Genomic DNA, 22,964 nt, shown 5'->3' on the forward strand with positions numbered 1-22,964 from the left:
CATGTGAGAGTAGGTCATCGTCAAGATTAAATTCCGAAACCCCCATCTGCGAAGGCAGGTGGGGGTTTTGTCTTTTCGGCGCCCGAAAATCCCACGAACGCCTCTCGTAGCAGCGGCCAAAGGCCGCGTCCAAAGCCCCCGCGTAACGCACCCCTGCAAACCAAAGGTACAAGAAAGCCACCCGGTCGGGTGGCTTGTGCAACGCTTTACTCAGGCCCTGAACCGCGCCACCAACCCCGTCAGCTCCTCCGCCAACGTGGTCATCTGCCGGCTTGCCGCGCTGGTACGGGTCGCCCCCTCCGATGACTGCAACGACAAATTGCGGATATTGATCAGGTTGCTGTCCACTTCCCGCGCCACGTGGGATTGTTCCTGGGCTGCGCTGGCAATCACCAGGTTGCGTTCGTTGATCTCGCTGATGGCGCTGTAGATCTGCTCCAGCACCTCCCCGCACGCCTGGGTCAGGGTCAAATTGACCTGGGCCTTCTCGGTGCTGGAGCGCATGGAATTCACCGCTGCCTCGGTCCCGGTCTGCAACCGTACGATCATCTGTTCGATTTCACGCGTGGATTCCTGGGTGCGGTGGGCGAGGGTGCGCACCTCGTCCGCCACCACCGCGAAGCCACGGCCTGCTTCACCGGCGCGGGCCGCTTCGATGGCAGCGTTCAGCGCCAGCAGGTTGGTCTGTTCGGACACCGCGCGGATCACGTCCAGCACCTTGCCAATTTCCCGCGTCTCGCCAGCCAGTTGCTGGATCAACTCGGCGCTGCCCTGAATGTCGGCCGCCATGGCGTGGGTGCCGTCAATGGTGTCCTGCACCTGCTGGCGGCTCTGATGGGAAAGCGCGTTGGAGGCCTCCGCCGCCTGGGAGGTCGACACCGCGTTGCGCGCCACTTCTTCCACCGCCGTAGTCATTTCGGTCACGGCGGTGGCTGCCTGCTCCAGTTCCTGGTCCTGCTGCTGCACGCCGCGGTTCGATTCCTCGGTGACCGTGGTCAACTGTTGCGCGGCATCGGCCAGTTGCTGGGCCGAGGCGCTGATATGGGCGATGGTCTGGCGCTGGCTGTCCTGCATGCGGCTCAGTTCGGCAAACAGCTCGCCAATCTCGTTGCGGCTGCTCACCACGATGGGCTCACGCAGGTCGCCAGCGGCGATGCGCTTGAAGTGTTGCCCAGCCAGGCTGAGAGGGCGCAGCACCCGTGCGGCGATAAAGGTCCAGCAACTGGCGGCCAGCAGCAAGGTAATCACCAGCAGCAACACGGCCATGGTCTTGGCCTGCTGCAAGCGCGAATCGGTCAGCACCATCAAGGCCTCGCTACGGTCATTGAGCGCCTTCATCAACGCATTACGCTGCTCTTGCAGCGCGCCCATGGCCGAGGCCGCCTGCTGGTTCACGGTGAAATAGGCGCCCAGGTCGCCGGCGCGGGCGGCAGCGCGTTGGCCTTCGATGGTTTTGCCGTAGGCCACGAAGGATTGCTCCAGCTGCAGTCCCAGCGCGGTGTTCTGCGGTTCCAGGGTCTGGCCGAAATGGTCGACCAGTTGCGCCGACTGTTGCCAGATCTCCTCGGAGCGCGCCAGGCGGGTGGTGGACGCTTCGTGCTGGCCACCCAGGTTTTCCAGGAAAGCCGAAGACACGTTGGCGCTGGTACGGATGGCCAGCAGCAGGGCGTTGTTCAGGCGGTCGGCCTGCAACGCGGTGCGGTGTAATTCCTGCACCTGGGCGTCGCTCTGCTCGGCGTTGCGCCAGGCGCTCACGGTGGAAAACAGCAGGGCAGACACGAAGAGGGCCAGGATGCCGCACATGCTAGTGCGAATGCTGAGGTGACGAAACATGCGATCAACTCCAGGGATCGAGAGCGGGCGCGGACTCTTCACTCATCCCGGAAGGGGGAGACAAGCGCATCTGGATTGTTTTTGTCAGATTGATCCGCTGTCCTTTATATCGATAGCATGTGGCCACTCTTTAGGTCGGCCAGTCGGGTAGTGGGCGATAACCGGCCAAAACTGCGACAGATTGCCGCGTAGCGGGCATAAAAAAACCACCCGCAGGTGGTTTTTCAACAACGGCAATGATCAGTCGCCGTAGTACTCGCAGCCGCTGGTGCAGGTCTCGTGGATGCGCACCTTCGACAGTTCCGGCAGCAACGGCTTGACCTGTTGCCAGATCCACTTGGCCAACACTTCGCTGGTCGGGTTTTCCAGGCCAGGGATGTCGTTCAGATAGTTGTGGTCCAGTTGCTCGTACAGCGGCTTGAAGATCGCCTTGATTTCCGAGAAGTCGCGAATCCAGCCGGTGTGCGGGTCAACCGGGCCGGTCAGGTGCAGCGCAACCTTGAACGAGTGGCCATGCAGGCGGCCGCATTTATGCCCTTCAGGGACATGTGGCAGGCGGTGAGCCGATTCGAACGTAAACTCTTTAAAAATTTCCACGTGTCTAAAACCCGAAAAGCCAATGCAATCACCTAGTCTACCAGTAACCTGACCCGGGTGTCAGAGGGGCTGCAGCACATCACCCAGCCGGCCCGTCTCCACCAGCTCCAGGAACTCGTCGCCCAGGCGCTGGCTTTCAGCCATGGCGGTGCGCCAGTAGGCCTGGCGTGCCGGGTCCTGCCCTATGAAACGCTTGAAGTCACTGCGGTCGGGCAGCTTGCCGTAGGGCAGGCCGGCCAGGTACTGCGGCGACGGCGCCAGCAACACCACGTTGCGTAAGCGCTGGGCATCGCCGCGCCGCCAGGGCAGGGTCTTGTCGAACCAGCCGGGGATGACCTTGTCGGTGAAGTGCGGGTACAGCACCAGGTCGTCGCCGCTGTAGGGCAGGTCCAGGTGATAGTCCAGCAAGCCGCCGTCGCGGAAGGTGCCGGGCCCGGCCCCCGGAATGTCACGCACGCCCTCCATCACCATGGGAATCGAGCCCGACGCCAGCAACGCCTGGCGCAGGTTGCCGGTGTTCAAGGGCAGGCAGCGCGAGGGGAAATCGGTCAGCGCGTGCAGTGGCGGCGCCAGGCGCTGGTCATGCAGGATCACCCGCTCGAAATGCCGGGACAGGCGCGCGCGGCCCAGCAGGTTGTCGGCGATCACCGAGCCCAGGCCCAGCCCCAGGTGGCCGCGGTGGTCATGGGCCAGGCGGCCGTGGCTACGCACCACCATCACGTTGAGGCGGTAATGGGCGTTGTCGAGGATGCGCGCGTCCTGGCCGGCCAGCAGTTCATCGAGCATGCGGTGGCAGCTGTGGCTGACCTCGGCCATGGTCACGCCCTTGGCGAAGCTCTGCTCGTTATAAAGGCGCCCCAGCAGGCGCAGGCCTTGCACCGGGTCGGGCAGGCAGGCGCTGGCGAAACGCCAGGAACCGATGGACGCGCCGATCAGCGAGCGCTCGCGCACCGCCCGGGGCAGCCAGTCACCGAACAGCGCCAGGTCCAGCCCCTGTATGCCCAACGCCTTGGGGCCGCCCGCGGCGCCCGGCAGGATGCCGACGTCTGCGGGCTGCAGGCCGCGCTGGCGAATCCGCGCCATGGCCTGGGTGCCGGCCTTGATGCACAGGGAAGGGGACTTGATGTGGATGGCGCTCATGGGAACCTCGTGACGGACGCCGAAATTTACCCCGCGTGGCGAGTGCATGCAAACGCGCAACCCCGCGAAACGTCCTACATAACTCGTTGCCTTTGCCCTGCCGACACGCTTCCCTTCGTCCGCTACCATGATGGCCATTCAATTTCAGTTTCAATTAAGTTGTTCCGGTTAGCCTCTGCTCCGTACACACTTGACTGATAACGGAGCCGCCCATGAACCATTTCACCGCCTTCACCGTCGCCATCACCCTGGGCCTTTGCGCCACTGCCACCCAGGCCCGCGACCTGGGCCCCGACGAGGCGCTGCGCCTGCGCGACGCCGGCACCATCCAGTCGTTCGAGAAACTCAACGCCGCCGCCATCGGCCGCCACCCCGGCGCCACGGTCAAGGAAACCGAGCTCGAAGAGTCCTACGGCAAGCACCTGTACCAGGTTGAACTGCGCGACGCCAAGGGCGTCGAATGGGACCTCGAACTGGACGCCGCCACCGGCGAAATCCTCAAGGACCACCAGGACACCTGATGAACGTGATGACCCGGCCAGGCCTGCTGTTGGCCCTGGCCGCCTGCTGTACCTTCGCCCACGCCCATGACCTGAGCCAGGATGAAGCCTTGCGGCTGCGCCAGGCCGGCGTCATCCTGCCCCTGGAACAGCTGCTGGAAAAAGCCCTGCAGCGCTACCCGGGGGCCAAGCTGCTGCAGGCCGAGCTGGAAGAAGATGACGGCGTGTATACCTACGAAGTGGAACTGCTGACCCGCGACGGCGTGGTGCGCGAGATCGAGCTGGAGGCGGCCACCGGCCACCTGCGCAAGGATGAGGAAGACGACTGATGCGCCTGCTGCTGGTTGAAGACAACGTGCCACTGGCCGACGAGCTGGCCGCCGGCCTCAAGGCCCAGGGTTACGCCGTGGACTGGCTGGCTGACGGCCGCGACGCTGCCTACCAGGGTGCGGTCGAACCCTATGACCTGATCATCCTCGACCTGGGCCTGCCCGGCTTGCCCGGCCTCGACGTGTTGGCGCAATGGCGCGCGGCGCGGCAGGCCACCCCAGTGCTGATTCTCACGGCGCGGGGCTCGTGGGCCGAACGCATCGAAGGCCTGAAGGCCGGCGCCGACGACTACCTGACCAAGCCGTTCCACCCCGAGGAACTGCACCTGCGGGTGCAGGGGCTGCTGCGCCGCGCCCGCGGCCTGAGCAACCAGCCCACGCTGCAGGCCGCCGGCTTGCAACTGGACGAGGGCCGCCAGTGCGTGAACCAGGCGGGGGCAGAGGTGCAACTGACGGCAGCGGAGTTTCGCCTGTTGCGCTATTTCATGCTGCACCCCGGGCAGATCCTGTCCAAGGGCCACCTGGCCGAGCACCTGTATGACGGCGAGACCGAGCGCGACTCCAACGTGCTGGAAGTGCACGTCAACCACCTGCGCCGCAAGCTGGGCCGCGCGGTGATCGAAACCCGCCGCGGCCAGGGCTACCTGTTCGGCGCCGGCGGCGGATGAAGTCGATCCAGGGGCGCCTCAGCGTCGGGCTCATCAGCGTGCTGGTGGTGGTCGGCGTGGCGGTGGCGCAGTTGAGCCTGTGGCTGTTCGAAGTGGGCTTGCAGCGCTACCTGGAGGCGGGCCTGCGCAACGAAAGCGAGAGCCTGCTGGTGGCCCTGGTGCGCGGCCCCAGTGGCCTGCAGCTGGACGACCGGCGCATTTCGCCTGCCTACGAGCGGCCGTTCTCCGGCCACTATTTCCGTGTCGACTTTCCCGACAGCCACTGGCGCTCCCGCTCGCTCTGGGATCAGGAATTTGCCCAGCCCGAGGCGCCGGGGCTGCACGCCAACCTGACCCTGGGCCCCGAGGGCCAACTGCTGCTGGTGCTGCGCTCGGACTACAAGCGCCTGGGCCAATCGCTGTCCATCAGCGTGGCGCAGGACTACACGCCGGTGCGCGCCAGCTTCCAGCGCATGCAGCAGATCGGCTTGGCCATGGGCCTGGGGGCGCTGCTGCTGATCCTGGTGCTGCAACGGGTCACGGTAAAACGGGCGCTGCGGCCGCTGGAGCGTGCGCGCGAACAGATCGCCCAGCTGCAGCAGGGCCAGCGCTCGCAACTCGACACCCAGGTGCCGCTGGAGCTGGAACCCCTGGTGGCGCAGATCAACCACCTGCTGGCTCATACCGAAGACAGCCTGCGCCGCTCACGGCATGCCCTGGGCAACCTGGGGCATGCGCTGAAGACGCCGATGGCGGTGCTGTTCAGCCTGGTGGCGGGGGAACGCCTGGCGGCCCACCCCGAACTGGCCAGGGCGCTGCGCGAACAGCTGGAGCAGATCGAGCAGCGCCTGGGCCGTGAGCTCAACCGCGCGCGCCTGGCCGGCGATGCCTTGCCCGGCGAGCTGTTCGACTGCGCCACCGAGCTGCCTGGCCTGCTGGCCACCCTGCGCATGATTCATGGCCAGGAGTTGCTCATCAGCTGCAGCCAGCCGCCGGGCCTCAAGCTGCCGTGGGACCGCGAGGACCTGCTGGAAGTGCTGGGCAACCTGCTGGACAACGCCTGCAAGTGGGCCGACAGCGAGGTGCGCCTGACCCTCACCAGCAGCCCGCGCGGCTATGTGCTGGAGGTGGACGACGACGGCCCCGGCATCCCCCAGGCCCAGCGCGACGCGGTGCTGAACCGCGGTTCGCGGCTGGACGAGCAGGTCAGTGGCCACGGCCTGGGCCTGGGCATCGTCCGCGACATCGTCGACGCCTGGGGCGGCACCCTGGCGTTGCTTGCCAGCCCCCAGGGCGGCCTGCGCGTGCGCATCGGCCTGCCTCGGCGCAGCGCCTGAATTCTCGCCGCGATCCGTTGCCTAACACCTGTGCGGCCGTTGCCGCACCGCGTGACCTGACATGGACCGGACATGAACGAAACCCTGCTGCAACACAAGGCACTGATGGTGCTGCTGACCCTGGTCACCCTGGCGTTCATCTGGATCATGCTGCCCTTCTACGGGGCGATCTTCTGGGCCGTCATCCTCGGCATCGTTTTTGCGCCGCTGCAGCGGCGCCTCAAGCTCAAATTCAACCGCAACCCCAACCTGGCCGCCCTGGCCACGCTGTTGATCTGCCTGGTAATCGCCATTATCCCGGTGATCATCGTCAGTGCGCTGCTGGTGCAGGAGGGCACCGGGCTGTACAAGAACATCGAAAGCGGTGAACTGGACATCGCCGGCTACATCACCCAATTCAAGCACGCCTTGCCAGCGTCGCTGCAACACCTGGCCGACCGCATGGGCATGGGCAACCTCGAAGGCCTGCGCGACAAGATCAGCAAATGGGCGATGCAGGGCAGCCAGTACCTGGCCTCCCAGGCCTTCAGCTTCGGCCAGGGTACCTTCGACTTCATCATCAGCTTCGGCATCATGCTGTACCTGCTGTTCTTCTTCCTGCGCGATGGCCCGGACCTGGTGCGCCGGGTGCGCAACGCCGTACCCCTGGCCGAACAGCAGAAACGCCGGCTGCAGCTCAAGTTCAACCGCGTGGTACGCGCCACGGTGAAGGGCAACCTGCTGATGGCGGTGGTGCAAGGCGCCTTGGGCGGCCTGATCTTCTGGTTCCTCGACATTCCCAGCGCCTTGCTGTGGGCCGTTGTCATGGCCTTCATGTCGCTGCTGCCGGCCGTGGGCGCGGGCGTGGTGTGGGCGCCGGTGGCGGTGTTCTTCCTGCTCAATGGCGCCCTCTGGCAGGGCGCCTTGCTGACCGGCTACGGCCTGCTGGTGATCGGCATGGTCGACAACGTGCTGCGCCCCATCGTGGTGGGCAAGGACACGCGCATGCCCGACTACCTGATCCTGGTGTCGACCCTGGGCGGGTTGGCGGTGTTCGGGCTCAATGGCTTTGTCATCGGGCCATTGATTGCGGCACTGTTCATGTCCAGTTGGTCGATTTTCGTCGCCACCAAAAAACAGGTACGTTTGCCGCAAGATCCAGGAACTTCTGGGGTATCATGAGCAGGATCCAATTTTTTTGGCAGAGTGTTCATGAGTAAACCCGGACAAAGGGTATTGGTTGCACTGCGCAAGATGATCGCCGCGGGGGAGATCGCGGCGGGCGAGCGCGTGTTCGAAGTCACCGTGGCCGAGGCCTTGGGCGTGTCGCGCACGCCAGTGCGCATTGCCTTCCGTACCCTGGAGCAGGAGGGCCTGCTGGTGCAGTACGGCGCCCGTGGCTACCAGGTGCGCAAGGTCAGCGAGGAAGACATCGCCGGCGCCATCGAGGTGCGCGGGGTGCTGGAAGGGCTGGCAGCGCGGCAGTTCGCCGAGCGCGGGGTCAGCGACGAAGAGCTGGCCGCCCTGCGCCAGTGCCTGGCGCAGGGCGATGAAATCTTCGCCAAGGGCCATGTCACCGAGGACGACCTGCAGCTGTATCACGACCTCAACATGCGGTTCCACCAAATCATCCTGCAGGGCAGCGGCAACCCCGCCATCGCTGGCGCGCTGCAGCGCAACGACCACATGCCGTTCGCCTCGGTGACGGCGCTGGCGGTGGACTGCGACAACCTGAAGGACGAATTCCGTCGCTTCGACTACGCGCACATGCAGCACCACTCCATTGTCGACGCCCTGGCCAGCGGGCAGGGCGCCCGCGCCGAGGCCTTGATGCGCGAACACGCCAACGCCACCCTGCGCTACGCCCGGGTGTTCCAGGCCGCCTCCGACCAGGTCAAAGTACTGCGCGGCTGAAATCTTATTCCACCCGCACCATCAACCTTCTTTGTGGGAGCGGGCTCTGCCCGCGAACAGCTCACCGCGTTTTGTCAGGGTTATCGCGGCGTGCCCTTCGCGGGCAGAGCCCGCTCCCACGTCCATAGAGGGAGTGGCAGGCAGGTTTTGTTCACTTTCCTGCCCGCACCACACCCGGCATAATCGCGCCCCGCGCAGCGGCGCTACGTCGGGCCGCGGGACATCAGCCTTGAGGCGGACCGGCTGCTTTCGTTACCATCGCGCACGCCGTGCTCATTACCTACGGCATTTGTTTCTATTTCCTACGCGCCCGGAGGGCGTTTCACCCCCTGAAACCGGCGTTTGCCTTCGTGGGCAGGCGTGTCGAGGTGTTCGGGGACTGCTGCTTTTTTAATTTTTTTGTCGTCAGAGCGGTTTAATGCCACAACCCATTCCCCTGAAAGACCACGAAAAAGAGAAGCGCCTGGTCAATCGGCGCCTTATCGCCTGTGCGGTCTTTGTGCTGGCCCTGGCCCTGGCCCTGGTGGGCCGCCTGTATTTCCTGCAGGTCATCGAATTTGCCTACCACTCCACCATTTCCGAGAACAACCGCGTCCACGTGTTGCCCATTCCGCCGGAGCGCGGGGTGATCTACGACCGCAACGGCGTGGTGCTGGCCACCAACCGGCCCAGCTTCAACATGACCCTGACCCGCGAGCGGGCAGGGGACTACCGCCATGTGCTGGACGAAGTGGTGCAGATCCTCGGGCTCACCGAGGACGACCGCAAGCAGTTCGACAAGGAACTCAAGCGCGTGCGCCACCCCTTCGAGCCCGTGACGCTGATGTACGAGCTGACCGAGGACCAGATCGCCAAGATCGCGGTGAACCAGTACCTGCTGCCGGGCATCGACGTGGAAGCGCAGTTCGTGCGCGAATACCCGCTGGGCACGCACTTCGCCCACTCGGTGGGCTACGTGGGCCGTATCAACGAGAAAGAGGCCAAGACCCTCGACCAGACCGAGTACCGCGGCACCCAGTCGGTGGGCAAGACCGGCATCGAGCGCTTCTACGAGGCCGAACTGCACGGCCACGTGGGCTACGAGGAAGTGGAGACCAACGCCCAGGGCCGGGTGATGCGCGTGCTCAAGCACACCGACCCGGTGGCCGGCAAAAACATCGTGCTGAGCCTGGACGCGCACCTGCAGCAGGCTGCCGAGGACGCCCTGGGCGACCGCCGTGGCTCGGTGGTGTGCATCGACCCGGACACCGGCGAGGTGCTGGCCATGGTCAGCAAGCCGGCGTTCGACCCCAACCTGTTCGTCACCGGCATCAGCTTCAAGCAGTACGCCAGCCTGCGCGACTCCATCGACCGGCCGCTGTTCAACCGCGCCCTGCGCGGCCTGTACGCCCCCGGCTCGACCATCAAGCCGGAAGTGGCCATCGCCGGCCTCGACAGCGGCGCCACCACCGCCCAGTCGCGGGTGTTCGACCCCGGTTACTACGAACTGCCCAACTACGACCACAAATACCGCAACTGGAACCACAGCGGTGACGGCTGGGTGGACATGGACGCGGCCATCATGCGCTCCAACGACACCTACTTCTACGACCTGGCGCACAAGCTGGGTGTGGACCGCCTGCACGACTACATGACCCGCTTCGGCCTGGGCCAGAAAGTGTCCATGGACATGTACGAAGAAGCGCCAGGGCTGATGCCGTCGCCGGCGTGGAAGCGCGCCACCCGCCGCCAGGCCTGGTTCCCGGGTGAAACCCTGATCCTGGGGATTGGCCAGGGCTACATGCAGGTCACCCCGCTGCAGCTGGCCCAGGCCACCAGCCTGATCGCCGCCAAGGGCGTGTGGCGCCGGCCGCACCTGGCCGAGACCGTCGGCGGCGTGGCGCCGGTGGACGAGAACCCGATGCCCAACATCGTGCTGCGCAACCCGCAGTACTGGGAGCAGGTGAACCACGGCATGCAGATGGTGATGCACGACCCGCGGGGTATCGCCCGTGCCGCCGCCCAGGGCGCGCAGTACCGCATCGCCGGCAAGAGTGGTACCGCGCAGGTGGTGGCGATCAAGCAGGGCGAGCGCTACAACCGCCTGAAAACCCTGGAACGCAACCGCGACAACGCCTTGTTCGTCGGCTTTGCGCCGGCCGAACACCCGAAGATCGTGGTGTCTGTGATGATCGAGAACGGTGAGGCCGGCGGCCGGGTCGCAGGCCCAGTGGTGCGGCAGATCATGGACGCCTGGCTGCTGGACCAGAACGGTCACCTCAAGCCTGAGTACGCCAACCCCACGCCGCCGGCCAAGGCCGACCCGGTGGCGGCAGCGCCGCTGCACCCCAAGCACTCCCCAGCATAACCTGTAGCAGCGGCCAAAGGCCGCGTCCCCTGGCATACCGCGGTGCCGGGGGACGCGGCCTTTGGCCGCTGCTACGGGGGTTGTCTTACTTCGCGCTGAACTTGAACACCGTTGTCTGGGTATACGCCTTGCTTGGGTCCAGCCGCGTGCTCGGGAATGCCGGCTGGTTCGGCGAATCCGGGTAATGCTGGGTCTCCAGGGTGAACGCGCCCCAGTGCGGGTACACCGTGCCGCCCTTGCCATGAATGCTGCCATCGAGGAAGTTGGCGGTGTACAGCTGCACCCCAGGCTCGGTGGTGTACAGCTGCAGCACCCGGCCCGACGCCGGGTCGTGCACCTCGGTGGCCAGGCGTTTCACGTCGCCGTGGGTGTCCAGCACCCAGTTGAAGTCAAAGCCGCCTTGCTTGGGCTCGGCGAACTTCAGCTGCGGGTGATCATCCTTGATGTGCGCGCCAAACGCCGTGGGCTTGAGGAAGTCCATGGGCGTGCCGGCCACCGGTGCCAGCTCGCCCGTAGGGATCAGCTTGGCGGTCACCGGCGTGTAATGGGAACCGAACACCGTGGCCACCTGCTTGAGGATGTCGCCGTTGCCGGCGCCCGCCAGGTTGAAGTAGCTGTGGTTGGTCAGGTTGAGCACGGTCGGCTTGTCGGTGGTGGCGCGGTACTCGATGCGCAGCTCGTTGCGCTCGTTGAGGCTGTAGGTCACGTGGGTGGTCAGGGTGCCGGGGAAGCCCATCTCGCCGTCCGCTGATACGTAGCTCAGGGTCACGCCGACGCTGTCCTTGGCCTTGCTCGGCTCGGCCTTCCACACATGCTTGTCGAAGCCCTGGGTGCCCCCGTGCAGGGCGTTGGGCCCGTCGTTGGTGGGGATCTGGTAGGGCTTGCCGTCGAGGCTGAACTTGCCGTCGGCCAGGCGGTTGCCGTAGCGGCCGATGGTGGCGCCGAAGTACACCGTGGGGTTGGCCTGGTAGCCCTTGACGTCATCGAAGCCCAGCACCACGTCGGCGGCCTTGCCGTGCTTGTCGGGCACCAGCAGCGACTGCAGGATGCCACCGTAGGTGATGATGGTGGCTTGCACGCCGTGGCTGTTCTTCAGGGTGTATTTTTCGATGGCGGTGCCATCGGGCAGGGTGCCGAAGCTGCCGCGTTCGGCACTGAGCCCCGCGGCGTGGGCAGTGATGCTGGCCATCATGATCGAGAGTCCCAGGCTGGCGAGGGTAAGACGTGGTTGCATGGTAAGCCTTCCTTTTTGTTGTTGTGGCGGATGCTTGCGGAAATTTCCTGTCTATTGGTCAGACTATTTACCTTCATTTTTGCTGTGGCAAGCTTATATAGTCCAAAAAACAGCACTTGAAAAATAAATGGTAATACTATTTAGTGGTGTCGTGGCCCGGTGAGGCCCGCGCGTCAACAATAAGAACAGAAGGGCGTGACATGAATTGGCAGGCGCTTTCCCCTGTGCGTTACCGGCTCGCCGAAGGCGCGTGCTGGGACGTCGCCACCCAGGCCTTGTACTGGGTGGACATCGCTGGCTTCAAAGCGTGCCGCCTGCAGGGCGGCGAGCAGCGGCACTGGCAGTTGCACGAGCCGGTGTCGGCGTTCATTCCCACCCAGGCCGGCGACGCCCTGGTGACCCTGGCCAGCGGCGTGCACCGCCTGGCCCTGGATTCCCCCGAACAGGCCCCGGCCCTGCGCCTGTGGTGCCGGGCCGACCCCGTCGCCGGCAACCGCGCCAACGAGGCCCGCTGCGACCCCCAGGGCAACCTGTGGCTGGGCACCATGCAGAACAACCTCGACGCCGAAGGCGGCGACCTGCCGCTTGAGCGCCGCAGCGGCGGCCTGTTCCGTATCGACCACCAGGGGCGCGTGGCGCCGTTGCTGGCCGGGCAGGGCATCGTCAACACCCTGCTGTGGAGCGACGACGGCGCCTGGCTGTACAGCGCCGATACCCTCGACGGCGTGATCTACCGCTACCCCCTGGACGCCCAGGGCCTGCCCGGCCCGCGCCAGGTATGGGCGGCCGAGCACCCGCGCGGCGCCCCGGATGGCTCGGCCATGGACGCCGACGGCTACGTGTGGAACGCGCGCTGGGGCGGCCATTGCCTGCTGCGCTTCGCCCCCGACGGCAGTTTGGACCGAATCGTCGAATTGCCGGTGGAACACCCCACCAGCTGCGTATTTGGCGGCCCGGACCTGACGCGGCTGTACGTCACCAGCTCGCGCCAGAGCGGCAGCCACAACCCCCTGGACGGCGCCGTGCTGTGGGCCGACCTGGGCGTGCGCGGCCAGCCGTGCCAGCGTTTCGGCGGGTGACACTACGTTACATAGAGACACCGGATTACATGCTAAGACTGTAAATCGCGCCTTTGCGGGTGCGCCACTCAAACCGCTGGACGCTGTAGCTATATCAAATAAGAACAAGGAGTTAGCTATGTTGAGTCGCCATGGGATGCGTTCCCTGTGCTGTGCCGCCGTGTCTACCGCCATCCTCGGCCTGGGCTCCACCGCCTTCGCCGCCGACCCGGTGAAGATCGGCTTCCTGGTCAAGCAGGCTGAAGAGCCCTGGTTCCAGACCGAATGGGCCTTCGCCGAAAAAGCCGCCAAGGACAAGGGCTTCGAACTGATCAAGATCGCCGTGCCCGACGGCGAGAAAACCCTCTCGGCTATCGACAGCCTGGCCGCCAACGGCGCCAAGGGCTTCGTCATCTGCCCGCCGGATGTGTCCCTGGGCCCGGCCATCGTCGCCAAGGCCAAGGCCAACGACCTCAAGGTAATGGCCGTGGATGACCGCTTCGTCGACGCCAACGGCAAATTCATGGAGGACGTGCCGTACCTGGGCATGGCCGCCTTCGAAGTGGGCCAGAAGCAGGGCGCCGCCATGGCTGACGAGGCCAAGAAGCGCAACTGGGACTGGAAAGACACCTACGCCGTCATCAACACCTACAACGAGCTGGACACCGGCAAGAAGCGCACCGACGGCTCCATCGACGCGCTGAAAAAAGCCGGCCTGCCCGCCGAGCACATCCTTACCGCCCCGCAGAAGACCCTGGACGTGCCCGGTGGCATGGACGCGGTCAACTCGGCGCTGCCCAAGCTGCCGGCGAACGCGAAAAACCTGATCATCGGCGGCATGAACGACAACACCGTGCTGGGTGGGGTGCGGGCCACGGCCTCGAACGGCTTCGAGCCTGACCACGTGATCGGCATCGGCATCAATGGCACCGACGCCATCGACGAGCTGAAAAAACCGCAAAGCGGCTTCTTCGGCTCGATGCTGCCCAGCCCCGACAAGGAAGGCTACAACACCGCGTCGCAGGTGTTCGAGTGGGTCACCACCGGCAAGGAACCGCCCAAGTACACCGCCATGGACGACGTGACGCTGATCACCCGCGCCAATTTCCAGGACGTGCTGACCAAGATCGGGCTCTGGAAGTAACGCCGACCCCGTAGCAGCGGCCGCAGGCCGCGTCCCGGCGCACCGCGACTAGCGCTGACGCAGCCTGCGGCAGCTGCTACGGGTTTTGCCATCGCTAGGTGAAGAGACTTCTCATGCATGCATCCACGGCAACACAACCACACACCGCCACCGGCAGCCTGCGCTTCGACGCCATCGGCAAGAACTTCCCGGGCGTGCGCGCGCTGTCCGACATCAGCTTCACCGCCCACCCCGGGCAGGTGCTGGCGCTGATGGGCGAGAACGGCGCGGGCAAGTCCACCCTGCTTAAGATTCTCGGCGGCGCCTACCAGCCCAGCGCTGGCCAGGTGCTGATCGGCGACCAGCCCATGGCGTTCAAGTCCGCCGCCGACAGCATCGCCCACGGCGTGGCGGTGATTCACCAGGAGCTGCACCTGGTGCCGGAAATGAGCGTGGCCGAAAACCTGCTGCTGGGGCACATGCCGGCGCGGTTCGGCCTGGTCAACCGCGGCGCCATGCAGCGCCGCGCCCGCGAGCTGCTCAAAGGCCTGGCCGACGAGATCGACCCCGGCACGCGCCTGGGCGAGCTGTCCCTGGGCCAGCGGCAACTGGTGGAAATTGCCAAGGCCATGTCGCGCAACGCCCACGTCATCGCCTTCGACGAACCCACCAGCAGCCTCTCGGCCCGCGAGATCGACCGGCTGATGACCATCATCGCCCGGCTGCGCGACGAGGGCCGGGTGATTTTGTACGTGTCGCACCGCATGGAAGAAATCTTCCGCATCTGCGACGCCGTCACCGTGTTCAAGGACGGCCGCTTCATTCGCACCTTCGATGACATGGCGCAGCTGACCCACGACCAGCTGGTGACCTGCATGGTCGGCCGCGACATCCAGGACATCTACGACTACCGCACCCGCGAACAGGGCGGCGTGGCCCTGCAGGTGAAAGACCTGCTGGGCCCCGGCCTCCAGGAGCCGGTGAGCTTCAGCCTGCACAAGGGCGAGGTGCTGGGCTTCTTCGGCCTGGTGGGCGCCGGGCGCACCGAACTGCTGCGGCTGCTGTCGGGCCTGGCGCGCCACAGCGCCGGCGATATCGAGCTGGAAGGCCACCCGCTGCACCTGAAGAACCCGCGCCAGGCCATCGACGCCGGCATCCTGCTGTGCCCCGAAGACCGCAAGAAAGAGGGCATCGTGCCGCTGTCCAGCGTCGCCGAGAACATCAACATCGGCGCCCGCAGCCGCCACGCCCACCTGGGCTGCCTGCTGCAGGGCCGCTGGGAGCGCGACAACGCGCGCCAGCAGATCAGCGCCATGAACGTGAAAACCCCCAGCCCCGGCCAGCAGATCATGTTCCTGTCCGGCGGCAACCAGCAGAAGGCCATTCTCGGCCGCTGGCTGTCGATGCCCATGAAGGTGCTGCTGCTGGACGAACCCACCCGCGGCATCGACATCGGCGCCAAGTCGGAGATCTACCAGATCATCCACAACCTGGCGGCCCAGGGCATCGCGGTGATCGTGGTGTCCAGCGACCTGATGGAAGTGATGGGCATCAGTGACCGCATCCTGGTGATGAGCGAAGGCGCCCTGACCGGCGAAGTGAACCGTGAACAGGCCGACGAATCCCGTCTGCTGCAACTGGCACTGCCACGCACCCGTGGCTGAACAATAATAAACGAGGTGCTTATGACCACTCCCACCACCCTGCACGCGCCGCGGCAAGGACTGAACATGCGCCGGTTTCTCGATGAGTGGGCCATGCTACTGGCGGCCCTGGGCATCTTCCTGCTCTGCACCCTGTTGATCGACAACTTCATGTCGCCGATGAACATGCGCGGCCTGGGCCTGGCGATCTCCACCACCGGCATCGCCGCCTGCACCATGCTCTATTGCCTGGCCTCCGGGCATTTCGACCTGTCGGTCGGTTCGGTCATCGCCTGCGCCGGGGTGATCGCCGCCGTGGTGATGCGTGACACCAACAGCGTGTTCCTTGGCGTGTCCGCGGCCCTGGGCATGGGCCTGATCGTCGGGCTGATCAACGGCATCGTCATCGCCAAGCTGCGCATCAACGCGCTGATCGCGACGCTGGCGACCATGCAGATCGTCCGCGGCCTGGCCTACATTTTCTCCAACGGCAAGGCCGTGGGCGTCATGAACGAGGGCTTCTATGTGTTCGGCAACGGCCAGGTGTTCGGCGTGCCGGTGCCCATCCTGATCACCATCGTCTGCTTCATCTTCTTCGGCTGGCTGCTCAACTACACCACCTACGGCCGCAACACCATGGCCATTGGCGGCAACCAGGAAGCCGCGCGCCTGGCCGGCGTGCACGTGGACCGCACCAAGATCATCATCTTCGCCGTGCACGGCCTGGTGGGCGCCCTGGCCGGCGTGGTGCTGGCCTCGCGCATGACCTCCGGGCAGCCCATGGTGGGGCAGGGCTTTGAGCTGACGGTGATTTCCGCCTGCGTGCTGGGCGGGGTGTCGCTGAGCGGCGGCATCGGCATGATCCGCCACGTGATCGCCGGCGTGCTGATCCTGGCGATCATCGAGAACGCCATGAACCTGAAGAACATCGACACCTTCTACCAGTACGTGATCCGCGGGACCATTCTGCTGATTGCGGTGATTATCGACCGCTTGAAGCAGCGCTAATCTTCAGACGCGGCCTGTGGCCGCTGCTACGGGCGTAGCAGCGGCCAAAGGCCGCGTCCCCCACCCACTATCATGCAATTACATATGTATCCTACGCTGAACTAGACGCGGCGCTGCCATTCAAAGGAAAATGCCGCTCCCACCCGTGTCAACGAGCCTCATGAACAACCCCGACTGGATCATCTGCGAGCATTGCGACTCCGTCTACCAGCCCACCCCCCTGGTGCGCGGGGAAAAGTCCTGCTGCACCCGTTGCGGCGCGGTGCTGGCCCGGGGCGGGCAGATGAGCGCCCAGCAGCTGTTGGCGTTGTCCATCTGCGCGGCCATCGTCTTCTGCTTCGCCAACGCCTTCCCGGTGATCTCCATCAGCCTCCAGGGGCTGAGCAACGAAGCCACCCTGTGGCAGTCGGTGCAAGCCCTGGCCCAAGGGCGCATCAGCGTCATCGCCGCAGTGGCCGGGCTGACCATCATCCTGGCGCCCATGCTGCAGATCATCCTGCTGTGCTGGGTGCTCAGCTTCGCCTGCGCCGGCGTCGCCGCGCCCGGCTTCAAGGCCTGCATGCGCGCCCTGGAGCACCTGCGCCCGTGGAGCATGCTCGAGGTGTGCCTGCTGGGCATCCTGGTCGCCATCGTCAAGCTGGGCGGCATGCTCGACGTGCACCCCGGCCTGGGCCTGTGGGCGCTGGCCATGCTGACGGTGCTGATCATCCTGATTTCGGGCAAGAGCATCCGCCGCCTGTGGCATGACCTGGAAGGGGTCATTCCATGAGCCAGCCGCCCTATGCCCACGAACTCAAGCTGGTGCTGTGCCACACCTGCGGCCTGGCCTGCGCCGAAGGCAGCCACTACTGCCCGCGCTGCGATTCGGTGGTGCACCGGCGCAAGCCCGAAAGCCTGGCACGCACCTGGGCGTTCCTGATCGCCAGCCTGGTCTTCTACATACCGGCCAACCTGCTGCCGGTGATGTACACCGACATGTTCGGCAGCGGCAGCGAGAACACCATCATGAGCGGCGTCATGGAGTTCTGGGCCGGCGGCTCCTGGGACATTGCCCTGCTGATCTTCATCGCCAGCATCGCCGTGCCGTGCATGAAATTCGTGGTGCTGGGCACTTTGCTCATCACCTGCCAGCGCCGCAGCCAGTGGGCCATGCGCGAGCGCTCGAAGCTCTACCGGCTGATCGAGATCATCGGCTACTGGTCCATGCTTGACGTGCTGGTGGTGGCCCTGGTGGCGGCCCTGGTGCAATTCCATTCCCTGAGCAGCATCGAGCCGCGCCTGGGTATCCTGTTCTTTGGTTTGGTCGTGGTGCTGACGATGTTGGCGGCCATGAGTTTTGATCCCCGGCTTATCTGGGATGCAGAGGTTGAAGATGTCTGATCACCCAAGTTCCACCCTCACGCCTTCGAGCCCCGAGATCCGGCGCCGACGTTTCAACGTCTCGCTGGTCTGGCTGGTGCCGATCGTGGCCGCCCTGATCGGCCTGTCGATGGTGGTGCACAAGGCCATGTCGGCCGGCCCGCAGATCCAGATCAGCTTCCTCACCGCCGAAGGCCTGGAAGCCAACAAGACCCAGGTCAAGTACAAGAACGTGGTGATCGGCAAGGTCACCGCCATCACCCTCAGCGAAGACCGCAGCCACATCGACGCCACGGTCGAGCTGGACCAGTCGGCCAAGGCTTTCACCGCCCGTGACGCCCGCTTCTGGGTGGTGCGCCCGCGCATCGGCGCCGGCGGCGTATCGGGCGTCGACACGTTGCTGTCCGGGGCCTTCATCGGCGCCGACCCAGGCAACTCCGACGACACCGAGAAGAACTTCGTCGGCCTGGAGAACCCGCCGGCCATCACCTACGGCCAGAAGGGCAAGCGCTTCACCCTGCACACCGGTGACCTGGGCTCGCTGGACATCGGCTCGGCCGTCTACTACCGCCGTATCCAGGTGGGGCAGGTGGTGTCCTACCACCTGGCCGACGACGGCAAGGGCGTCGACGTCGACGTCTTCATCAATGCCCCCAATGACCAGTACGTGCGCAAGGACAGCCGCTTCTGGAACGCCAGCGGCGTGGACGTCAGCCTGGGCGCCAACGGCCTGAAGGTGAACACCCAGTCGGTGGCCTCCATCCTCTCAGGCGGCATTGCCTTCGTGGAGCCCAACTACAGCGCCGACAAGGCCCAGGCCGACGAAGGCCAGCAGTTCACCCTGTTCGACGACCAGGAAACCGCGCTGGCGCCCCCCGATGGCGAGGCGCGCTACGTGCAGATGCGCTTCGACCAGTCCCTGCGGGGCCTGGCCGTGAACGCGCCGGTGGAGTTCCTGGGCGTCAACGTCGGCAAGGTGGTGTCGGTGGACCTGGACTACGACGCCAAGACCGAGACCTTCCCCACGGTGATTGGCGCGGTGATCTACCCCAACCGCCTGGGCAAGGCCCACGACAAGCTGCTGGCGCAGATGGGTGGCGAGGACGATGCCAAGGGCGCGCTGCTGATGAGCCAGTTCGTCAAGCGCGGCCTGCGCGCCCAGGCGCGCAGCGCCAACCTGCTGACCGGCCAGCTGTACGTGTCGATGAACTTCGTGCCCAACGCCCGCCCGGTGCCCTTCGACATGAGCGCGCGGCCCATGGTGATCCCCACCGTGCCGGGCAGCCTGGACAAGTTGCAGGAGCAGTTGCAGAGCTTCGTCGACAAGCTGAGCAAGATCCCGATCGACCAGATCGCCGACAACCTCAACGGCAGCCTCGGCCAGCTCAACAAGACCCTGGAGAACGTCAACGGCCAGGTGCTGCCGGAGATGCGTGACACCCTGGTGCAGACGCGCAAGACCCTGGCCACCGCCAACGACAGCTTCGCCGAAGACTCGCCGCAGCGTCAGCAGCTGGGCCAGGCCCTGGATGAGGTGCAGCGCACCGCCCGTTCGGTGCGCGTGCTCACCGACTTCCTCGGCCGCCACCCCGAAGCGCTGATCCGTGGCCGCCTCAAGGACGGCAAGCCGGACGCTTACCAGCCCACTTCGTCGACCTCTCGTGAACCTGCACAGGAATGACCGCCATGCCCCTCCGTTCCCTGGCCCTGCTGGCCACCCTGGGCCTGGCGGCCTGCAGCTCGGCGCCAACCCACTACTACACCCTGGTGGCCACCGCGCCGGCCAGCCCCGCCAGCGTCCCGGCGCCGGCGTTCCAGTTCGAGATGCTCAGCGTGCGCATGCCGGTGCAGGTCGACCAGCCGCAGATGGTGGTGCGCCAGAGCACCGGCGCCCTGGCCATCCTCGAAACCGAACGCTGGGGCGCGCCCCTGGCCGACGAGTTCCACGACGCCCTGGCCGGGCAGCTGGAGCAGAAGCTGGGCACCCGCGACCTGGCGGGCCTGCCCAAGGCCGCCGACAAGCCGGTGGTGTCACTGCAGACCGACGTGCGTCGCTTCGATTCGCTGCCGGGCCAGTACGCGCTGATCGACGTGGTGTGGAGCCTCAGCCAGCGCAGCGACGGCCAGAAGCGCCGCACCCTGACCTGCGCCAGCGTGATCCGCGAGGCCAGCGGCGTGGGCATGGATGACCTGGTGCTGGCGCACCAGAAAGCCATCGCCCAACTGGCCGGGCAGATCGCCAGGGCGGCCAACAGCTGGGCCTGCCCAGGCTGACCGCGGCGCCTAATACGTGGCGCGCCCGGGACGCGGCCTGCGGCCGCTGCTACGGGGTTGCGTAGCAGCTGCCGCAGGCTGCGTCCGGCCCCGGCGCAGTGTTCCAGCCAATACGCGGCGCACTGATGCAGGTACCGCTCGGTCGACCGATCATGCACGTGCCTGCCGCCAGGCGTAATGTAGTCCTCCCAGGCTCCGGCCAGCCGGCCATGAGCCACGTGCAGACGGAGAGATCATGGCCACTCGACGCACAGTACCGGGCATCAAGGACTACGACGGCCCCGCAGGCGGTTGGGGTGCATTGAAGGCTACCGCCACGGCGGTGCGCGAGCAGATGGACACCCTGAAGGCGCCGCTGACGCTGTTGCGCACCAACCAGCCGGACGGCTTCGATTGCCCCGGCTGCGCTTGGCCCGACAAGGAGCACCGCTCCACCTTCCAGTTCTGTGAGAACGGCGCCAAGGCCGTCACCTGGGAAGCCACCAACAAACGCGTCACCCCTGAATTCTTCGCCACCCACCCGGTCTCGGCCCTGCTGCGCCGCTCCGACTACGAGCTGGAAGACCTCGGCCGCCTGACCCACCCCATGGTCTACGACCGCGCCAGCGACACTTACCAGCCCATCGAATGGGACGCCGCGTTTGCCCGCATCGGCGAGATCCTGCGCGGGCTGCAACCCGACCAGGTAGAGTTCTACACCTCGGGCCGCGCCTCCAACGAAGCGGCCTACCTGTGGCAGCTGTATGCCCGGGAGTACGGCACCAACAACTTCCCCGACTGCTCGAACATGTGCCACGAGGCCACCAGCGTCGGCCTGCCGCGCTCCATCGGCATGGGCAAGGGCTCGGTGTCGCTGGAGGATTTCGACGTCACCGAGCTGATCATCTCCATCGGCCACAACCCCGGCACCAACCACCCGCGCATGATGGGCACGTTGCACGAGGCCTCGCGGCGCAAGGTGCCGATCATGGTGCTCAACCCCCTGCGCGAGCGCGCCCTGGAGCGCTTCGCCGACCCGCAGAGCATGGTCGAAATGGCCACCTACGGCTCCACGCGCATTGCGTCCACCTACCTGCAGGTCAAGGCCGGCGGCGATGCGGCGGCCATCAAGGGGGTGATGAAAGCGCTGCTGGAACTCGAAGACAGCGTTGGCCAGGTGCTCGACCATGCCTTCATCGCCGAGCACACCCAAGGTTTCGAGGCGCTCAAGGCCGACCTGCTGGCCACCCAATGGCCGGACATCGAGCACGCCAGCGGCCTGCTGCAGGACGACATGCAGAAGGTCGCCGCTGCCTACGCGAAGTCCAACGCCACCATCGTCACCTATGGCATGGGCGTCACCCAGCACAACGAGGGCACGGCCAATGTGCGGCTGATCTGCGACCTGCTGATGCTGCGCGGCAACCTTGGCAAGCCGGGCGCCGGCATCTGCCCGTTGCGCGGCCACTCCAACGTGCAGGGCAACCGCACCGTGGGCATCACCGAGAAACCGTCGGCCAGCTTCCTGGCCAAGTTGGAACAGGTGTTCGGCTTCAAACCGCCCGCCGGCCACGGTCATGACGCGGTGCAAACCATGCAGGCCATGATTGCCGGCAGCGCCAAGGCGTTGCTGTGCCTGGGTGGCAACTTCGCCGTGGCACTGCCGGACCCGGCGCAATGCTTCCCGGCCATGGGCCGCCTGGACCTGGCGGTGCACGTGGGCACCAAGCTCAACCGCAACCACCTGCTGGTGTCGAAGGAGACGTTCCTGTTCCCCTGCCTGGGCCGCACCGAACTGGACGTGCAGAACGGCCTGGCCCAGGCCATCACTGTGGAAGACTCCATGTCCATGGTCCACGCCTCGGCGGGCAAGCTGGCGCCGGCGTCGGCGTTCCTGCTGTCGGAGCCGGCCATCGTCGCCGGGATGGCCAGCGCCACGCTGCCCGACAGCAAGGTGGCGTGGAAAGCGCTTGCCGCTGACTACGACAAGATCCGCGACCTGATCGAGCAGACCATCCCCGGCTTCGACAACTACAACGCGCGCATCCGCGTGCCCGGCGGCTTCCGCATGCCGCTGCCGGCCACCGAACGCAAATGGCTGACGCCCTCGGGCAAGGCCGAGTTCTTCGTGTTCCCCGGCCTGCACGAGGACATGGTGGTGGAGGGCGAGGACGTCCTGCGCTTGATCACCCTGCGCAGTCACGACCAGTACAACACCACCATCTACGCCCTGGATGACCGCTACCGCGGCGTGTTCGGGCGGCGTGACGTGCTGTTCATGAGCCAGGCCGACCTGGACTCGCGCGGGCTGGCCCACGGCGACCTGGTGGACATCGAGACGGTGACCGAGGGGCGGCGGATGCGCTACGAGAAAATCACCGCCATCGAATACAAGATTGCCCCAGGTTCGGTGGGCGCCTACTACCCCGAGGCCAATTCGCTGGTGCCGCTGGACTACATCGACAAGGACAGCGGCACGCCGTCGTACAAGTCGGTGCCGGTGCGGGTGATGCGCTCCGAATTCAGCTGACCCCCTCGTAACCGCAACTGTCTTGAAATGGCGTCGTCTGCATCGCGACTAAAGTCGGCTCCTACACTATTCGTGGTAGGAGCCGGCCTTGGCCGCGATGCAGGCGACGCGGTCTATGGGGTATCCGCATTCG

20 protein-coding genes and 1 pseudogene are annotated in these 22,964 nt (G+C 65.7%); 16 read left to right on the forward strand and 5 right to left on the reverse strand.

What is annotated here, in order from left to right:
* Positions 1–210: 210 nt before the first annotated feature.
* From ACWKWX_RS21465 to ACWKWX_RS21480, 4 genes and pseudogenes are all read right to left on the reverse strand, one after another.
* On the reverse strand, positions 211–1,074 hold the full coding sequence (locus ACWKWX_RS21465; RefSeq protein WP_416427582.1) for a methyl-accepting chemotaxis protein: 864 nt from the start codon (positions 1,072–1,074) through the stop codon (positions 211–213).
* Positions 1,072–1,833, reverse strand: a pseudogene (locus tag ACWKWX_RS21470) (Tar ligand binding domain-containing protein); the annotation flags it as partial. The pseudogene ACWKWX_RS21470 and the gene ACWKWX_RS21465, both read right to left, overlap by 3 nt.
* Before the next feature lie 240 nt (positions 1,834–2,073).
* Positions 2,074–2,430: a 6-carboxytetrahydropterin synthase QueD gene (gene queD / locus ACWKWX_RS21475; protein ID WP_416423656.1), complete on the reverse strand. Its 357-nt coding sequence runs from the start codon at positions 2,428–2,430 to the stop codon at positions 2,074–2,076.
* 60 nt (positions 2,431–2,490) lie between these two features.
* A complete protein-coding gene (locus tag ACWKWX_RS21480; protein WP_483828856.1) occupies positions 2,491–3,570 on the reverse strand; it encodes a patatin-like phospholipase family protein in 1,080 nt (359 codons plus the stop codon).
* 212 nt (positions 3,571–3,782) lie between these two features.
* Between ACWKWX_RS21480 and ACWKWX_RS21485 the strand changes: the two genes are divergently transcribed.
* From ACWKWX_RS21485 to mrdA, 7 genes are all read left to right on the forward strand, one after another.
* Positions 3,783–4,091: a PepSY domain-containing protein gene (locus ACWKWX_RS21485; RefSeq protein ID WP_416423658.1), complete on the forward strand. Its 309-nt coding sequence runs from the start codon at positions 3,783–3,785 to the stop codon at positions 4,089–4,091.
* Positions 4,091–4,399 carry a PepSY domain-containing protein gene (locus tag ACWKWX_RS21490; protein WP_416423659.1) on the forward strand — a complete coding sequence of 103 codons (309 nt, stop codon included), beginning with the start codon at positions 4,091–4,093 and terminating at the stop codon, positions 4,397–4,399. The genes ACWKWX_RS21485 and ACWKWX_RS21490 overlap by 1 nt, the downstream gene beginning before the upstream one ends.
* A complete protein-coding gene (locus tag ACWKWX_RS21495; protein WP_416423660.1) occupies positions 4,399–5,067 on the forward strand; it encodes a response regulator transcription factor in 669 nt (222 codons plus the stop codon). The genes ACWKWX_RS21490 and ACWKWX_RS21495 overlap by 1 nt, the downstream gene beginning before the upstream one ends.
* The gene (locus ACWKWX_RS21500) at positions 5,064–6,383 is read left to right on the forward strand and encodes an ATP-binding protein (protein WP_416423661.1); all 1,320 of its coding nucleotides are present in this window, start codon (positions 5,064–5,066) and stop codon (positions 6,381–6,383) included. The genes ACWKWX_RS21495 and ACWKWX_RS21500 overlap by 4 nt, the downstream gene beginning before the upstream one ends.
* Positions 6,384–6,455: 72 nt before the next feature.
* Positions 6,456–7,544 (forward strand): AI-2E family transporter, encoded by a 1,089-nt coding sequence (locus tag ACWKWX_RS21505; RefSeq protein ID WP_416423662.1) that lies wholly within the window; start codon positions 6,456–6,458, stop codon positions 7,542–7,544.
* Between the two features lie 30 nt (positions 7,545–7,574).
* Positions 7,575–8,276: a GntR family transcriptional regulator gene (locus tag ACWKWX_RS21510; protein WP_483828857.1), complete on the forward strand. Its 702-nt coding sequence runs from the start codon at positions 7,575–7,577 to the stop codon at positions 8,274–8,276.
* 418 nt (positions 8,277–8,694) lie between these two features.
* A complete protein-coding gene (gene mrdA, locus ACWKWX_RS21515; RefSeq protein WP_473006212.1) occupies positions 8,695–10,623 on the forward strand; it encodes a penicillin-binding protein 2 in 1,929 nt (642 codons plus the stop codon).
* An 85-nt stretch (positions 10,624–10,708) separates the two neighbouring features.
* Here the strand turns inward: mrdA and ACWKWX_RS21520 are convergent, their stop codons facing one another.
* On the reverse strand, positions 10,709–11,857 hold the full coding sequence (locus tag ACWKWX_RS21520) for an aldose epimerase family protein (RefSeq protein ID WP_483828858.1): 1,149 nt from the start codon (positions 11,855–11,857) through the stop codon (positions 10,709–10,711).
* Positions 11,858–12,057: 200 nt separating this feature from the next.
* Between ACWKWX_RS21520 and ACWKWX_RS21525 the strand changes: the two genes are divergently transcribed.
* The 9 genes from ACWKWX_RS21525 (at position 12,058) to ACWKWX_RS21565 (ending at position 22,831) form a co-directional block, all read left to right on the forward strand.
* Positions 12,058–12,936, forward strand: a complete 879-nt coding sequence (locus ACWKWX_RS21525) for an SMP-30/gluconolactonase/LRE family protein (RefSeq protein WP_483828859.1) — start codon at positions 12,058–12,060, stop codon at positions 12,934–12,936.
* Positions 12,937–13,054: 118 nt separating this feature from the next.
* A complete protein-coding gene (locus ACWKWX_RS21530; protein ID WP_483828860.1) occupies positions 13,055–14,059 on the forward strand; it encodes a substrate-binding domain-containing protein in 1,005 nt (334 codons plus the stop codon).
* A 113-nt stretch (positions 14,060–14,172) separates the two neighbouring features.
* Positions 14,173–15,702: an L-arabinose ABC transporter ATP-binding protein AraG gene (gene araG, locus ACWKWX_RS21535; RefSeq protein ID WP_483828861.1), complete on the forward strand. Its 1,530-nt coding sequence runs from the start codon at positions 14,173–14,175 to the stop codon at positions 15,700–15,702.
* 21 nt (positions 15,703–15,723) lie between these two features.
* Entirely contained in the window at positions 15,724–16,689 is a 966-nt protein-coding gene (araH, locus tag ACWKWX_RS21540; protein ID WP_416423669.1) for an L-arabinose ABC transporter permease AraH, read from the forward strand.
* A gap of 160 nt (positions 16,690–16,849) precedes the next feature.
* Positions 16,850–17,458 (forward strand): paraquat-inducible protein A, encoded by a 609-nt coding sequence (locus ACWKWX_RS21545; RefSeq protein WP_416423670.1) that lies wholly within the window; start codon positions 16,850–16,852, stop codon positions 17,456–17,458.
* A complete protein-coding gene (locus tag ACWKWX_RS21550) occupies positions 17,455–18,069 on the forward strand; it encodes a paraquat-inducible protein A (protein ID WP_416423671.1) in 615 nt (204 codons plus the stop codon). Before ACWKWX_RS21545 ends, ACWKWX_RS21550 begins: the two co-directional genes overlap by 4 nt.
* Complete coding sequence (locus tag ACWKWX_RS21555; RefSeq protein WP_416423672.1) at positions 18,062–19,729, forward strand: PqiB family protein; 1,668 nt, start codon at positions 18,062–18,064, stop codon at positions 19,727–19,729. The genes ACWKWX_RS21550 and ACWKWX_RS21555 overlap by 8 nt, the downstream gene beginning before the upstream one ends.
* 5 nt (positions 19,730–19,734) lie before the next feature.
* Positions 19,735–20,322: a PqiC family protein gene (locus ACWKWX_RS21560; protein ID WP_483828862.1), complete on the forward strand. Its 588-nt coding sequence runs from the start codon at positions 19,735–19,737 to the stop codon at positions 20,320–20,322.
* A gap of 235 nt (positions 20,323–20,557) precedes the next feature.
* Complete coding sequence (locus ACWKWX_RS21565) at positions 20,558–22,831, forward strand: FdhF/YdeP family oxidoreductase (RefSeq protein WP_483828863.1); 2,274 nt, start codon at positions 20,558–20,560, stop codon at positions 22,829–22,831.
* The last annotated feature ends 133 nt before the right edge of the window (positions 22,832–22,964 follow it).

The organism is Pseudomonas imperatae (assembly GCF_057128625.1).

Bases quoted from the DNA above. Each gene is read 5' to 3' on its own strand.
- ACWKWX_RS21505 (WP_416423662.1), top strand. From the start codon at position 6,456: ATGAACGAAACCCTGCTGCAACACAAGGCACTGATGGTGCTGCTGACC.
- ACWKWX_RS21495 (WP_416423660.1), top strand. From the start codon at position 4,399: ATGCGCCTGCTGCTGGTTGAAGACAACGTGCCACTGGCCGACGAGCTG.
- ACWKWX_RS21560 (WP_483828862.1), top strand. From the start codon at position 19,735: ATGCCCCTCCGTTCCCTGGCCCTGCTGGCCACCCTGGGCCTGGCGGCC.
- ACWKWX_RS21465 (WP_416427582.1), bottom strand. From the start codon at position 1,074: ATGCAGGACAGCCAGCGCCAGACCATCGCCCATATCAGCGCCTCGGCC.
- ACWKWX_RS21545 (WP_416423670.1), top strand. From the start codon at position 16,850: ATGAACAACCCCGACTGGATCATCTGCGAGCATTGCGACTCCGTCTAC.
- mrdA (WP_473006212.1), top strand. From the start codon at position 8,695: ATGCCACAACCCATTCCCCTGAAAGACCACGAAAAAGAGAAGCGCCTG.
- ACWKWX_RS21510 (WP_483828857.1), top strand. From the start codon at position 7,575: ATGAGTAAACCCGGACAAAGGGTATTGGTTGCACTGCGCAAGATGATC.
- araG (WP_483828861.1), top strand. From the start codon at position 14,173: ATGCATGCATCCACGGCAACACAACCACACACCGCCACCGGCAGCCTG.
- ACWKWX_RS21555 (WP_416423672.1), top strand. From the start codon at position 18,062: ATGTCTGATCACCCAAGTTCCACCCTCACGCCTTCGAGCCCCGAGATC.
- ACWKWX_RS21480 (WP_483828856.1), bottom strand. From the start codon at position 3,570: ATGAGCGCCATCCACATCAAGTCCCCTTCCCTGTGCATCAAGGCCGGC.
- ACWKWX_RS21525 (WP_483828859.1), top strand. From the start codon at position 12,058: ATGAATTGGCAGGCGCTTTCCCCTGTGCGTTACCGGCTCGCCGAAGGC.
- ACWKWX_RS21485 (WP_416423658.1), top strand. From the start codon at position 3,783: ATGAACCATTTCACCGCCTTCACCGTCGCCATCACCCTGGGCCTTTGC.
- ACWKWX_RS21550 (WP_416423671.1), top strand. From the start codon at position 17,455: ATGAGCCAGCCGCCCTATGCCCACGAACTCAAGCTGGTGCTGTGCCAC.
- ACWKWX_RS21520 (WP_483828858.1), bottom strand. From the start codon at position 11,857: ATGCAACCACGTCTTACCCTCGCCAGCCTGGGACTCTCGATCATGATG.
- ACWKWX_RS21490 (WP_416423659.1), top strand. From the start codon at position 4,091: ATGAACGTGATGACCCGGCCAGGCCTGCTGTTGGCCCTGGCCGCCTGC.
- ACWKWX_RS21500 (WP_416423661.1), top strand. From the start codon at position 5,064: ATGAAGTCGATCCAGGGGCGCCTCAGCGTCGGGCTCATCAGCGTGCTG.
- ACWKWX_RS21530 (WP_483828860.1), top strand. From the start codon at position 13,055: ATGTTGAGTCGCCATGGGATGCGTTCCCTGTGCTGTGCCGCCGTGTCT.
- ACWKWX_RS21565 (WP_483828863.1), top strand. From the start codon at position 20,558: ATGGCCACTCGACGCACAGTACCGGGCATCAAGGACTACGACGGCCCC.
- araH (WP_416423669.1), top strand. From the start codon at position 15,724: ATGACCACTCCCACCACCCTGCACGCGCCGCGGCAAGGACTGAACATG.